At 38.6% G+C, this 14,106-nt stretch carries 12 protein-coding genes; 7 read left to right on the top strand and 5 right to left on the bottom strand.

What is annotated here, in order from left to right:
- Window positions 1-234: 234 nt before the first annotated feature.
- From ABF638_RS24350 to ABF638_RS24370, 5 genes are all read left to right on the top strand, one after another.
- Window positions 235-1,419, top strand: a complete 1,185-nt coding sequence (locus tag ABF638_RS24350; protein WP_435025504.1) for an AbrB family transcriptional regulator — start codon at window positions 235-237, stop codon at window positions 1,417-1,419.
- 305 nt (window positions 1,420-1,724) lie between these two features.
- Complete coding sequence (locus ABF638_RS24355) at window positions 1,725-2,051, top strand: DUF3040 domain-containing protein (protein WP_435025505.1); 327 nt, start codon at window positions 1,725-1,727, stop codon at window positions 2,049-2,051.
- Window positions 2,052-2,067: 16 nt separating this feature from the next.
- On the top strand, window positions 2,068-4,149 hold the full coding sequence (locus ABF638_RS24360; protein ID WP_435025524.1) for a dynamin family protein: 2,082 nt from the start codon (window positions 2,068-2,070) through the stop codon (window positions 4,147-4,149).
- 142 nt (window positions 4,150-4,291) lie between these two features.
- A complete protein-coding gene (locus tag ABF638_RS24365; RefSeq protein WP_435025506.1) occupies window positions 4,292-6,514 on the top strand; it encodes a dynamin family protein in 2,223 nt (740 codons plus the stop codon).
- A gap of 103 nt (window positions 6,515-6,617) precedes the next feature.
- On the top strand, window positions 6,618-7,313 hold the full coding sequence (locus tag ABF638_RS24370) for a DUF305 domain-containing protein (protein WP_435025507.1): 696 nt from the start codon (window positions 6,618-6,620) through the stop codon (window positions 7,311-7,313).
- Window positions 7,314-7,401: 88 nt separating this feature from the next.
- Here the strand turns inward: ABF638_RS24370 and ABF638_RS24375 are convergent, their stop codons facing one another.
- From ABF638_RS24375 to ABF638_RS24395, 5 genes are all read right to left on the bottom strand, one after another.
- Complete coding sequence (locus ABF638_RS24375) at window positions 7,402-7,575, bottom strand: hypothetical protein (protein WP_435025508.1); 174 nt, start codon at window positions 7,573-7,575, stop codon at window positions 7,402-7,404.
- Complete coding sequence (locus ABF638_RS24380) at window positions 7,544-9,019, bottom strand: hypothetical protein (protein ID WP_435025509.1); 1,476 nt, start codon at window positions 9,017-9,019, stop codon at window positions 7,544-7,546. The genes ABF638_RS24375 and ABF638_RS24380 overlap by 32 nt, the downstream gene beginning before the upstream one ends.
- A gap of 726 nt (window positions 9,020-9,745) precedes the next feature.
- Window positions 9,746-10,765 (bottom strand): aldo/keto reductase, encoded by a 1,020-nt coding sequence (locus ABF638_RS24385; RefSeq protein WP_435025510.1) that lies wholly within the window; start codon window positions 10,763-10,765, stop codon window positions 9,746-9,748.
- 124 nt (window positions 10,766-10,889) lie between these two features.
- Window positions 10,890-11,225 (bottom strand): cytochrome c6 PetJ, encoded by a 336-nt coding sequence (gene petJ / locus ABF638_RS24390; protein ID WP_435025511.1) that lies wholly within the window; start codon window positions 11,223-11,225, stop codon window positions 10,890-10,892.
- A gap of 56 nt (window positions 11,226-11,281) precedes the next feature.
- Window positions 11,282-11,506: a hypothetical protein gene (locus tag ABF638_RS24395; RefSeq protein ID WP_181928960.1), complete on the bottom strand. Its 225-nt coding sequence runs from the start codon at window positions 11,504-11,506 to the stop codon at window positions 11,282-11,284.
- 191 nt (window positions 11,507-11,697) lie between these two features.
- Between ABF638_RS24395 and ABF638_RS24400 the strand changes: the two genes are divergently transcribed.
- Window positions 11,698-12,498, top strand: coding sequence for a histidine kinase (locus tag ABF638_RS24400; protein ID WP_435025512.1), 801 nt, complete (start codon window positions 11,698-11,700; stop codon window positions 12,496-12,498).
- Between the two features lie 758 nt (window positions 12,499-13,256).
- Window positions 13,257-14,063, top strand: coding sequence for a hypothetical protein (locus ABF638_RS24405; protein WP_435025513.1), 807 nt, complete (start codon window positions 13,257-13,259; stop codon window positions 14,061-14,063).
- Window positions 14,064-14,106 lie beyond the last annotated feature (43 nt).

The raw sequence follows: 14,106 nt of genomic DNA on the forward strand, positions 1-14,106 counted from the left end.
AAGTCGGGGATCTGACCACCGCTAACCACTCATAACTAATGGGACAGACTACTAGTAGTCCACCAAAGCAACTTTGGTGAATCAATGAAGTTCGTAGTCAGGACTTTAGTCCTTGATTTGAACGCTAAAGCGCTCACTACAAACCTAGCAAACTTGACTTGACAGACTCTAATTATCTTGTGCGATCGCATTAGCTTGAGTAGATAAGTTAAATTAATAAAAAAGCTTATATAGATGAATCACAGCCTAAGTGTTGCTCCCAGCCTGGAAGAACACACTCATGAAAATCCTATTGTTACCAAACAACAGCTATTTGCGAAGCAACTAATTGTCCTTGTCTTGGAAATACTTCTGGCATTACCTCTGGGTTTACTCCTCGCCAAGTTTCAAATTGGCAGGATTGCCTGGATCTTTGGTGGGATTGCAGCTGGTACAGTCGTTCTTCAAGGGTGTCGAGTTTTTTATCAATATTCTCCCCAACCTAACCGCACTGCAAGAAAAGTCGGAATGGCACTTGTAGGCTTAACTGTCGGCGCTTCCAATGCCCACGGTAATCTAGCTAGTGTTGCTTCTGGTATTCCCGTATTTATTTTTCTTACCTTGTTTCTACTGCTGAGTGGCAGTTGTATCGGTTATATTTACTCCCGCGTCACCAAAACCAACCTCATGACAGCAATGCTGGCTACCGTTCCTGGTGGTGTCGGAATTATGGCAGCGATCGCCGCCGATTACAATAAAAATGTTAGCTTGGTTGCCCTAGTTCAGGCAATTCGCGTCACCTCAGTAGTTGTTCTAATTCCCTTCATCGCTAAGACATCAGCTGGCAATTACTATCCGCAAACACTCCCAATCAAAGCTGCTTGGCTTAATTTCGATCCATTTCAACTAGAATTACTGTTGTTAGTACTGGTAATTACTGGATTAGTAGTTTATCCAGCTATATTATTTAAAATTCCCGCAGGCGATTTCTTTGGTGCATTGTTGATTGGTATTGGGTTTAATCCTTTGCTACATTGGCTGCCTTTTGTGGGTGATATTAGCTTTAGCCCGCCGCCTTTAATTAACTTATTGGGTCAAATGCTCCTGGGAATTACTATTGGTGAATATTGGGGAGACAAACCCAACTTCAGGAAGCGGACTGTGGGCTATGCTTTAATCTCTGTAGCCATGACCCTCATCGCCGGAGCGATCGCTGCTATACTTGCGATGCAATTAACCTCTTGGGACTGGTTAACCTGTCTGCTAGTCACAGCCCCAGGAGGATCAGCAGAAATGATCCTGGTTTCTCTGGCATTAAATCATAATGTTGAAATTGTCACAACTGGTCATTTAGTGCGACTAATTGCGATTAATAGTTCCCTACCACTTTGGGTGTTTTTGTTTCGCCGTCTCGATGAGCAACTTTCTGAACCAGTTTAATTGCAGAAGTATGAGGCATTTGGCAAAACATTTCTGACAAGTAGAACCAGATACTATTGATATTTATTCAAATTGATTCCGCTCAATGCGTAAGTCACGATAACCGTGATAGTCATTTTCGCTAACAATTTTCTGGAAAGCGAGTGTATTTTATGATAGCTAACTTCCAGCTTTAGATTTGTAGGCTAGGAAAATTAAAATAGTAATTTCACTGGTGTTAAAAAATATTTGTGTAAGTTAGTATACTGCATGATTGTCGAGTGAATATTGACATCATTTCATTGTCTTAGATGAGGTGGACACCGATGACATCTGAAAGCGATCGCCAAAAAGAACTTGAACACCGGGAACGTTTACTACGAGAACGAGAAGTTGAATTGCGACTCCGAGAAATGGAAACTAAGCTCCATACTACCGATGCAGCTTTTCATCAAACTGTGAAGCATCAGCCAGAAAATTCCCAGAAACCTTGGATGCAAAAAGTGATTCTGGGTGGAAAGTTGTTTGCTCTTGGTGTAGTAACACTAGTTGCAGTCAGAATAGCCGCAGTATTAGCTGGGTTTATTATTGTTGCTGCGCTGGGGTGGATGTCTTACAAATTATTTTTGGAATCTAAAAAAACTAATTCTTAATAAAGGTGTAACTATGATGAGTGAGCAGGTCGCAACGGACAGATTTATCCAAGATTTAGAGCGTGTTGCTCAAGTACGCTCTGAGATTTCTGTATGTTTGAGTAAACTGGCTGAAACAATTAGTAAAGCTGAGTTAGTTGGTGATTCTTCATCAGGAAAACTCAGTTTAGAGCGAGATATTGAAGATATTACAGTAGCTAGTAAAAACCTCCGCCAAGGTGTATTTCGCCTTTTGGTTTTGGGCGATATGAAACGGGGAAAAAGCACGTTTCTTAATGCCTTAATTGGCGAAAATTTATTACCGAGTGATGTTAATCCTTGTACCGCAGTATTAACAGTTTTACGCTATGGGCCAGAAAAGAAAGTCACCATTCATTTTAATGATGGTAAAAGTCCACAACAGCTAGATTTTCAGAACTTTAAATATAAATATACCATTGATCCGGCTGAAGCTAAAAAACTGGAGCAGGAGAAAAAACAAGCATTTCCAGATGTAGATTATGCAGTAGTTGAGTATCCATTAACGCTACTAGAAAAGGGAATTGAAATTGTCGATAGTCCAGGATTGAATGATACAGAAGCGCGAAATGAATTGTCTTTGGGTTATGTAAATAATTGCCACGCAATTTTGTTTGTAATGAGAGCTTCTCAACCTTGTACCTTGGGTGAGCGTCGCTACCTAGAAAATTATATTAAAGGTCGAGGATTGACGGTTTTCTTCTTAGTTAATGCTTGGGATCAGGTGCGGGAATCATTGATTGATCCTGATGATGTCGAAGAATTAGAAGCATCTGAGAATAGATTACGGCAAGTCTTTAATGCGAATTTAGCAGAATATTGTACTGTAGAAGGTCAGAATATTTATGACGAACGCGTGTTTGAGCTTTCGTCAATTCAAGCACTCAGACGACGCTTGAAAAATCCCCAAGCTGATTTAGAGGGGACTGGCTTTCCGAAGTTTATGGAAGCGCTTAATACTTTTCTTACCAGAGAACGTGCGATCGCAGAACTCCGTCAAGTCAGAACCTTAGCAAGACTTGCCTGCAATCATACCCGCGAAGCAGTTGCTAGACGAATACCATTACTTGATCAAGATGTCAATGAATTGAAAAAACGGATTGATTCAGTAGAACCAGAGTTTAACAAACTCACAGGTATTCGGGATGAATTCCAAAAAGAAATTATCAATACAAGAGATACTCAGTCAAGAACAATTTCTGAATCTTTTCGTAGCTACGTTTTAAACTTAGGTAACACCTTTGAAACCGATTTCTTACGCTATCAGCCGGAACTAAATCTGTTTGATTTTCTCAGTAGTGGTAAACGAGAAGCATTTAATACCGCACTACAAAAAGCCTTTGAGCAATATATAACTGACAAATCTGCTGCTTGGACATTAACTGCTGAAAAAGATATCAATGCAGCTTTTAAAGAACTTTCTCGCAAAGCAGCACAATATGGCGCTTCTTACAGTCAAATCACAGACGAAATAACAGAAAAGCTCACCGGACAAAACGTCAAAGTAAATACCACTACTACTACTGAAGAAGATAACTCTCCCGGCTGGGCAAAATGGGCAATGGGATTGTTATCACTCTCTAAGGGAAATCTTGCTGGTTTCGCAATGGCGGGGGCTGGATTTGATTGGAAAAATATCTTGTTAAACTACTTCACTGTAATTGGTATTGGTGGAATAATTACAGCAGTGACAGGGGTTTTGCTTGGCCCTATCGGGTTTGCACTACTAGGTTTAGGAGTAGGATTTTTGCAAGCAGATCAAGCCCGTAAAGAGTTAGTTAAAACAGCAAAAAAAGAGTTAGTTAAACACCTACCACAAGTAGCACATGAGCAATCTCAGGTTGTATATAATGCCGTGAAAGAGTGTTTTGACTCTTACGAAAGAGAAGTAAGTAAGCGGATTAACGATGATATTGTATCTCGCAAATCTGAATTAGATAATTTAGTCAAGCAGAAAGAAACTCGTGAAATCAATCGTGAGAGTGAGTTCAAACGTTTAAAAGATTTACAGGAAGATGTAATAGCTCAGTTGCAAAAAATCGAGACAGCATATAGCAACTTATTAGCTTACTATAGCTAATATATTTCATTACTCTCGTTCCCAGCTTCTAGCTGGGAATGCCTACTGGGAGGCTCCGCCTCCAATAACCATAAGAATATGAGGCGGAGCCTCAATGAATTGCATTCCCAGCTAGAAGCTGGGAACGAGGAATAGGGGAACTATGCAACAACAGTATGAAGGTTATAAGGATTTAGCAGATTCTCTAAAATCTGCATCTGCGTTGCTGAATTTAGAACGCAAATCGCAACTACATCAAGATATAATTACCATCTGCAATCATCTGGTTAATCCTAGCTTTCGGATTGCAGTATTTGGGCCTTTTAATCATGGCAAGTCTACCTTACTGAATGCCATGTTAGGGAATCGCACCTTACCAATTGATTTAATTCCCACTACAGGCGCATCGATTACTGTCAAGTATGGCTCTGATGTGCGGACTCGCATCATGTTGTTAGATGGTACAGAAATCTATCGCAGTGGTACAGAAATCTTACAGCAATTTGCAATTCTTGATGGCAATAGGCAGATGCGAAAAGATGTAGCATCTGTAGAAGTTTTCTGTCCACATCCATTTTTGGAAACAGGAGTAGAATTTCTCGATTTACCGGGAACAAATGATAGAGATGAACAAGATAATTTAGTCCGAGAACAATTATTAAGTGCAGATTTAGTTATCCAATTATTAGATGCACGTAAGCTAATGACTTTGGGTGAGCGGGAAAATTTACGAGATTGGTTATTAGATCGCGGTATTAAAACAGTTATATTTGTTGCCAATTTTCTGAACTTACTTGAACCCGACGAGCAAAAACAGGTGCAAAATCGCCTGCTGTTTGTTGCAGAAAGCTTTCGAGCCGAATTACCTCCAGGTTTTAGTAATTTATATCGCGTTGATGCTTTACCTGCTTTAAGAGCCAGATTAAAAGGCGATGTTGCTGCTGCCAATAGTAGCGGGTTAGCAGCATTTGAAACAGCTTTGCAAAATATTGTCGGGATTTTGCAACCAAATCGTGGTAGTGTGCGTTTGCCAAGAGTGGAAGCGATCGCTTCTCAAATCCAACTCTCATTAAAAGCTAAAATTGACCCGATTGCTATTGAAATAAAATCCTTTGATGATAAACAAAATAGCAAAATTGAAATTAAACAAAAAGCAGCTAACTTAATTTATAAAGGTTTTACTACTAGCGTAGGAGAGTTACGCAACTGGCTAGCATTACCCAAGCTCCTGACAAAATATCAAGCTGATGCGGCAGTTGCATTGGCAGAAAATAACTTTAAAGTTTGGCAAACAAATACTCTTAAAAAAGACCTCACCCAATTGCAATTGGCTGCGGTGAAATGGCTTTATCAAGCTTACGAGTTTTTTCAAGAAGAACGGCCACAAGATTTATTAATTCCCTTTCCTAGCGAACCACAAGTAATACTACCCCCAAAGCCAAGCAGTACTGATGATTTAAGTGAACCTGGTTCCATCGCGGTTGGTGGTGGTATTGGTTGGTTGTTAGGCGGCCCGGTGGGTGCTGCTGTCGTCGGGAGTATTTCTTATTTGTTAAACAAGAATATCCAAAAACAAGACGAACAATTAGCAAAGGACTCTTATCATCAGGATGTTGCTAAACTTTGTATAACCGCAATTGAAGACTATTTATCTAACTTCAGCAGTCAAGCGTTATCAATTTTGACTGAATATGAACAGAAAGCCGATAAAGTAATTTGCTTTGAAGTCAGTCAAGAACCACTAGAAATTACTAATAAACGGGAAAATTTGCAGCAGTTACAAAACGGTTTTAATCAGTTATTACGAGAGTTAGAAAAAGTCAATATCCTCTCAAATCATCAACCTTATAAAGAAATACCCAAATACAGCAACACCAAGAGAAAATATTCGCCACAGCCAAATAGAGTTCAAATTTCCCCTGAAAAAGATCCTGGTGTTAAGCGACAACAGGAAAATACTACTAAGAATACTAGGACAAGGGTAGAATCTGTTTCTCCACCACCACCGCCAAAAACTCCTCCCTCTCCACGGAAAGAAGAGGTGGAGGCGAAATTTCGTGATTGGGAACTTAATGAAGAAATAGCGCGAATGAAAGCAGAGATGCGATCGCCTGGTTTTAAAACTGGTAAACAGCAAAATACAACTCAAAGCAACGAAGCACCCAACCAACCTAAAACACAGACACAAAAAGATAAAATTACTCGCGCCTACAGTATTTTAGGATTGCAAGCAAATGCATCTCTAGCTGAGGTAAAACAGGCTTATCGAACTTTAGTAAAAAAATGGCATCCAGATTTGTTTGTGAATCAGCCGCAACTGCAAAAACAAGCACAAGAGAAAATGCACTTAGTTAATGAAGCGTACACAATTTTGAGTGATAAATAAACAACCAGATCCCCGACACCTCAAAAAGTCGGGGATCTTTAGATTCATCCTAATTTCATTTCTGGCTGTCAATATAGAATTAGGAAACTGTTAGGTGAGACTTATGCAACTGCTATCTTTGAGGAATGGCTTTTTGGCGTTAACCTTGAGTGCGATCGCTTCAGGCGGTGGGTTAATCACAGGCTGCGCTAGTACTGCTTCCCAGAACCAAAGCCAAGCGCCAGAAGCAACCACCAGCAATGCTAATGACAAGCAGATGATGAACCACGGTGGTGGCATGAATCACAGTATGGGAATGGATTTAGGCCCAGCCGATGCTAACTTTGATTTACGGTTTATCGACGCTATGATATTGCATCATCAAGGGGCTGTGGAAATGGCTAAAGAAGCGCAGCAGAAATCAAAACGCCCTGAAATTAAAAAATTAGCAGACGATATCATCAAATCGCAAAACCAAGAAATCACTCAGATGAAGCAGTGGCGACAAGCTTGGTATCCCAGCGCCGGAGATAAACCAATGGCTTATAACAGTCAAATGGGTCACATGATGGAGATGTCGTCTGACCAAATGCAAGCCATGATGATGAGTCAAGACTTAGGTGCAGCTGATGCTGAATTTGATCTGCGCTTTATCAATGCGATGATTCCTCACCATGAAGGCGCTGTAACAATGGCAAAAGATGTCTTGAGTAAATCTAAGCGCCCTGAAGTCAAGCAATTAGCCCAAGAAATTATCAAGGCACAAAATACAGAGATTAAGCAAATGCAGCAGTGGCGAAAAACTTGGTATAACAAGTGATGCATTGCTAAAAATCTTTGTTTGCGACTCAACCTACCATTTTGGTAGGTTCTGGTGCGGCATAGTGTTCGCCTGCTGGGAACTGCGATTATCTACGACTTTTCCAGTATCCAGCTTCTCGACTACAATGCATCACTGCTAGGACAAGAATATAGTCTTGCTCAATCGTGTAAAGAATCCCATACGGAAACTTGCGTGTCATGCATCGCCGAACATCATATAAAGAACAGTTAAGTATGGATTGACGGTATAAACGAAGCACTCTCTGCTGGATTTGGAGTGATGAGGTTTAAAGCGAATTCCTGTCCCAAAAAACCTATTAGAAATCCAAGGAATAGCCCACCCCAAAAGTCTTCAACAGAGACAATTTGTTGAACGCCATTTTTTCTAGCAAAAGAAACTACTGTAATAGCACTAAGAATTATAGCCAGAAGAATACTCAAGAATCCTGCATTTTGAGAAACTATGACTACATTTGATTTGATATCACTAAGCAATCTAGCAATTCCTCCAATTGCACTACCCACAACAGCACCAGTCATAACCGCTTTAATTTCTGCTTGTATGGTTAGGTCGAAAGGTAAAGTATACAGATGATCACGATCATCCACCGCATAATTTACTTGAATTTGTAGCTTATGAGCAAGCGGAGTGAAAAATAACCAAGAACGTGTTCGGAAAATGAATTGCTTTACAACTGAATCACCTGGCTGTAGAACTATAGGGGTTAAACCTCTCTTAGAAAACTCAAATCGTCGAAGTATACTATCTATATGTTTAGGTGAAGCACTATCTATTCTAATATCAATAGTTTGATACCTCTCAATTGGTTTACCGACGACATTACTTCCTACAGTTTTTCTGAATCTGTCTACTTCCGAGGTAGATACAGCTTCAGCAATTCGATTGTCAGGCTCACTGTAAAGTCTCAAATTAATTCTCCATTGAACTACAGTTAAACGGCTTATAATGCTTACAAAACTATTCTTTCGTTCCTGATTTATTAAATTCTCCTTCATCAAATCATAGCGACGACGCTGTTTCTCTACTATATCTACAATTTCTATTGGAATTTGAGACTCAACTGAATAGAGTATAATTGGAACCTCAAATGGATTGCTGATTACCACAAAAGTTGAAAACTCTTGCCCCGCAACAATTGTTGATTTAGATGCAGATACTCTGACATGTAAATCTCCTCTCAACATCTTAGGAGAAGAAAATTGTTCTGAGGCAATTGTCACTTCAAGCTGTTGAAGTTTCCCAGATTTATGCAATTTCTTCAATTCATGATGTATTTGCCATAGGAACCATTCACGATCATGAAATAGTTCCTCCACAGTGGGTATTATTTCTACAAAAATCAAGAGATTCTCAAATAGCTTTGTGGCTACTTTCTCATCCTTATTATCCAAAAGTATTTGAATAGATAAAGACAATTGAGTTTGATCTATTTTCTCTATCAAATACTCTTCAAACAAGGAATATTTTGACGGCCAAATTGTTTTTATCAAAGCTTTGGCTTCATCAACTTGCGTGGAATATTTGTCTAGAATGGGGGTGAGACTTATTCCGATTAAGTAAACTATTATAGATTCCGTGTCTGCTTTTTGAAGATATTGAAAAACACTTATACAAAGTTCACTTTTAACTTTATTTCTAACTTCTTCACGTAATGCATCTATCGTTAGTTCTGTTTCACTCATGAATTATACATCAGAATATACTGTTCAATATTTAATTATTACTACAATTGCATATAAGCATATAGCTTACATTTCATAACATACAGAATTTTTTTTCGCATACCGAAAATATACCAGAACTGCTCTGTTTATTTACTTAATTTGTCATAAATTCATAAATATATAAATATAAAAATTTTATCTGTAATATTTCTTTTTTGGCAATATACAAACTTTTTCCTTATACAGAACAGACCCCATTTAAGGAAACAATATAGAAAATTTCCGTATAATTAACCCTGATATCCAGAATTTTTACGACTATCACCCTGCTAGTCAGATACTATACAGACTTGGTGATTGGGGTGTGCGTAGTCCGCTTGACTCATAAAAATCCATAATGAGTGCGCGATTTGATGTTGTTCGCTGACGATACTCAAATGAATTGATAAAGCCATTACGAAAAGAATAGACCTGATAAAACTCGATTTATGAAATATAACTGTACAGACGGGCTATGACTAGGCTGTTGACTCTGTACCTTTTAGCCCACAAGACTTCATGCAGAAATTGTGTTTTTTATTTTGGCGTAAAGATGGCTGTTGCGGGCGCTTTCACACAAGCAAAAACCAGCACAAATAATTTTTCGGTAATTCCCAAAAAAATAGCCAAAATCAACAGCCTAGACTTAGCCTGTGTAGTAGCGAATTATATTCGCCCAAAACTTTTCAAACATCCTCTTAATGCTTATCGCCGATATTCGTCGCCACAATCGCCAATAAGCTGGTACAAATCGCGTGATTGGCGAGATACTGCATTGATGCGATCGCGATCGTCTGCATCTAAACTAAAACTAAATACTTTGGCGTTATCTTCTATATGTTCAGAGACACCAAGTCTTGCACCAACTATCACACCGCCCACCGTTGGCTGATCTAAAATATAACGCACTGCCACGTTGGAAATGCTTACACCATGTTTATTAGCAATTTCTTTGAGGATAGCTAGCAATTCTTGAAATAATTGCCAACCACCCCAAGCATCGATCATATTTTTATATTTTTTCAAACTAGCAGTGGAGAGATCAAATCCTCGCGGTTCCGGTTTCCCCAAATAGTTTTCTGATAACAAACCGCCACACACTGTACCGTAAGTAAAAAGCTTTATGCCATGCTGTTGGCAAAACTCCACCATATTAACTTCAGGACGGCGATCAACTAGGGAAAATTGCACTTGGTTAGAAACAATTTTGATACCTGCTTCAGTAATAATCTTCAAGTTTTCAGTATCAAAATTAGTTAAACCTAGATGCTTAATTTTACCTTCAGTCTGAAGTTCCGCCATATATTTAAGGGCATCCAGATAATTTTTATCCTGATATTCCCACCAGTGAAATTGCATCAAATCTAACGATTCCACATTCATCCTTCTCAGGGAAATATCAATATTTTCCTCAACCAGTTTTTTCGTCATTTTGCCTGGACGAGGTACCCATTTCGTAAAGGCTTGCACCTGAGATAAAGCATCTTTACCACGAGTATCAATTAGTTGGCAGCGAAACTCACCAATAAAGTCTTCTGCGGGGCCATAATGGTCTGCTAAATCCCAAGTGGTAAAGCCTGCATCTAAATATTTGAACATAGTCTCAATGGCGGCATTGGGATTGATCCCTCCGTGTGCGCCGGAGACTTGCCACATCCCATTTAATATGCGGCAGATGTTCAAATCAGGAGTGAATTGGAGACGGCTAGCTGCGGGTAAGTTCATTTTCAATTTATGAGTGAAAAGTAGGAATGGCAGGACTTAAGAGTTACTAATAGATAAATCATAACTGATAATTCATAATTCCTAACTTCTAACTTACAGACGCGATTAATCGCGTCTGTAATTTTTAACGCCAGCCTTTTTCAGCTTGTTCGAGAACATAAGCAGAAACCTCTTGAATTTGCTGTTCAGTGAGACGCTCTTTGTAAGCTGACATATTATTTTTACCATTGGTTACTATGGATGTAACAGCCTCGATTGAATCCATCCCATACTTTTTCAGGGCTTGCTTTTTGAGATTTTTACCTCGGCGAATTATGTTGCTGCCGTTAATATGACAACCAGCACAATGAATACTAAATATTTGTTCACCGTTAACTGTATCTGCTGCACTAGCTGGCAAAGTAAAAGTACTGATTAATAACAAAATTGTTACTAATACTAATCTGAGTAACTTTTTCAATTAATTTCTCCCGATTTTGACATACTGGTTGCAAGTATTAAGTGTAAGAACCAATACTAGAGGGATTCAAAATCTGTTGTAAATCCAGCAAAATTTACACAATCTTCTTGAAAAGCTTCTGCATCGCTAACATCCTCAATTTTATAAGACATGATCCGCGTACCATCTGGCATTTTTTTGGAGCCAATTAATTCACCTTGATATTTCTCTGCGATCGCTTTAAATTCAACACCATAAATCTTCCAGGCATCGCCCGAACAAGTAATATTTACTCGCCACATATTTTCCTATGAATTACTACCACTAAATATTCATCATCTCACAAATGGGCAACATCTTACACATCACCTCTTTGGGATTGCAATTTTCTATCTAAAGGCAGTGCCAAGCCTGATCGGGCTACGCCATAATGTGGATGTAGGAACACTTCTAGAAACTTTTATCCCAATTAGTTAAACTCCAAGAGTTGAAAATGCCTAACAATATCAAACAACAAATTCAAGCAGACCTGCAACAAGCTAAAGAAACTGGACAATTAAGAACTGAGCGAATTCGAGAAATTGTCAAATCCGCAGTTGCTCAAGTATCCTCTGAGTTTAAACAAGGTTCTAGTGAAGTTCGTAGCATTGTTAAAGATGCAGTCTCTGCTGTCATTGAAAACTTCCAAGAAAAAGGTAGCGAACTCAAAGATGAAGTAACAGCTTCCATTGAAGGAGCGCTGGAAGGGATTAATAGCAAAAGGCACGAAAGCATTGCTCAAACTCAGACAGATATCAAGCGGCTACAAGCTCAACTGGATGGTGAAGAAGAACAACTCCAGCAAGAGGTTGATGTAATTTTGGCAGAAATTGAAGAGACGGGTAAGGAAAAACCAGCTAGTACCAAAACTGCAATTGATTCTGCTGTCAATGCCATTAAAGATAGTGAAGAAGTAGGATTGTTAAAGAAACGTTACGCGCAACTGCAAGCGCAGCTAGCCATTGTCCGAGCTAATATGGCTGCACGCTATGGCGGACGTAATATGGAGGTTCAAGATTATCTAGACGAGGCTAAACACTGGTATGATAAAGCTCGTCCCCAAGCTGAGTCTGTAGCTGTACAGGTAGGAGAAAAGCGATCGCAGCTAGAAGATAAACTGGGTGAAGCTGGTACATCTCTAGCAAGAAAAGAGCGCCAAATCAAACAGACTTTAAGAGAGTTACTCCTAACAGCCGCTGACTTATTCAAAGATAAGGAACCTGCTGATAAAGAGCGGGAGACTATTCATAAATAGACTATAGGAATCCGCTTTGATTTCTGAACTAATTTGCGTAGGCAGGCAATAGGGAATAGGCAACAGGCAACAGTCAAGAAGGCTTCTTAGTTGTACTGAGTTTTTTCAGAAATCAAATATTAGTCCTATATACTTCTTTTTGTAGGGGTGCAGGCAATGGCTGCACCCCTACAAATGTATTTATATAATTAGACTCGATGCTGAAAATCTAGATTACCTTGTTTTTTGCTGGGTTTACTCATGACTAGTATCAACACCACTGGGTTTTGGCTTAAGTTCAATACCCGTGAATGAAATCGATAAACAATAACAAGTTTGCAAACTAAATAGTTCTGTAAAAAGAAGTTTTCTAATAGGAAATGCCCAAATCAAATATATAATTGGTAACTAAATGTTAACGAAAATGTCAAAGTATTAATTAATATTTCTAACTTCCGATTTGAGGAGATTTTCACGGTTATTCTAAAATTACCATAATAGCTTCTCTAAAACTACAAGAAATCCAGAGCGAATACTTATTGTTCTTAATCTCTGAATCTTAAATTGACCGACTTTGGCGTAACTGTGTCAATCCCCATATTGTAAAAATAAAAATGTCTAAATATAAACGAAAAAATTCCAATCATAAATCTGAAATTAGAGACTTGAATAAAGATTTAAAAATCCTTTTCTCAATGGCAGATTGAGAATTTAATTCACGGGTATTGAATTTAGAAATCATCCTCCAACTGTCGGGTTAAAAATCGAGCAAATGTCTTATGGATTGGCTAATCTCAATTGATATATTTCACCTTGGGGATTGGATTATTGCCCAAAGTCCCACTCCTACACCATTACCAACACCTGCCAAAAATATTAATGATATTGAATTACTCAAAAGCCAGTTGGAATTTCTCAAGGCGACCAATGGTCAATTGAGTGAAAGTTTTAACAAATTTGTAGGTGCGATGCAATTTACCTTAGTAGTATTTGCATTTTTAGGTGGATTTTTAGCCTATGTATTTGGCAAAAACTTAGACGATGCTAAAAAAATTGCCAGCCAGGTAATTCGCCAGGAAATTGATAATAAAGTTGCTGATTTAGTAAAATCAGAAGTCGCAACAGTTACGCGAACTTTGCAGCGTGAAAGGGTGATAGCTTCGACGGTTGTAGATTATTACTTGCCTAGTAATGATCTAGAGACTAATGATTGTAAACTGTTGCAAAAACGAGGCTTTCAAAAAGTTAGATTTTGGAATCAAAGAAGACAACCTAAGAATCCAATAGGTGATGTTTTTATACTGGATTTAATAAATTCTAATCTGCTTTCAGGGCAAGAATTCGCTGGGCTTTCTGATACTGATGCAACTAACAAACGGGAAGAAAAAGTTAAAGAGCAAGTTGATTTTGTACTGAATTGGCTGGAAAAAGCAACCGTTCTCGTAATTTATGTTAAGGGAAGATATAGAGAAATTGATAATTTAGCAACGCGAGTTGATTACTATTACGTTTCAGCAAATGCACCTGTGAGTTTAATGGGAATTGTTACAGATTCTGCTTACGTTGCTCATGGTGAAAAGAATTAGGTTTGCTTCTATTATTACTAACTTTCACACTTTAAAGGGGTTT

Source organism: Nostoc sp. CALU 1950 (assembly GCF_051172895.1).
Lineage (GTDB): Bacteria > Cyanobacteriota > Cyanobacteriia > Cyanobacteriales > Nostocaceae > Nostoc > Nostoc edaphicum_A.

Excerpts from the sequence above, each read along its gene's own strand:
- ABF638_RS24350 (WP_435025504.1), top strand. The coding sequence starts at position 235 with ATGAATCACAGCCTAAGTGTTGCTCCCAGCCTGGAAGAACACACTCAT.
- ABF638_RS24355 (WP_435025505.1), top strand. The coding sequence starts at position 1,725 with ATGACATCTGAAAGCGATCGCCAAAAAGAACTTGAACACCGGGAACGT.
- ABF638_RS24360 (WP_435025524.1), top strand. The coding sequence starts at position 2,068 with ATGAGTGAGCAGGTCGCAACGGACAGATTTATCCAAGATTTAGAGCGT.
- ABF638_RS24365 (WP_435025506.1), top strand. The coding sequence starts at position 4,292 with ATGCAACAACAGTATGAAGGTTATAAGGATTTAGCAGATTCTCTAAAA.
- ABF638_RS24370 (WP_435025507.1), top strand. The coding sequence starts at position 6,618 with ATGCAACTGCTATCTTTGAGGAATGGCTTTTTGGCGTTAACCTTGAGT.
- ABF638_RS24380 (WP_435025509.1), bottom strand. The coding sequence starts at position 9,019 with ATGAGTGAAACAGAACTAACGATAGATGCATTACGTGAAGAAGTTAGA.
- ABF638_RS24385 (WP_435025510.1), bottom strand. The coding sequence starts at position 10,765 with ATGAACTTACCCGCAGCTAGCCGTCTCCAATTCACTCCTGATTTGAAC.
- ABF638_RS24395 (WP_181928960.1), bottom strand. The coding sequence starts at position 11,506 with ATGTGGCGAGTAAATATTACTTGTTCGGGCGATGCCTGGAAGATTTAT.
- ABF638_RS24400 (WP_435025512.1), top strand. The coding sequence starts at position 11,698 with ATGCCTAACAATATCAAACAACAAATTCAAGCAGACCTGCAACAAGCT.
- ABF638_RS24405 (WP_435025513.1), top strand. The coding sequence starts at position 13,257 with ATGGATTGGCTAATCTCAATTGATATATTTCACCTTGGGGATTGGATT.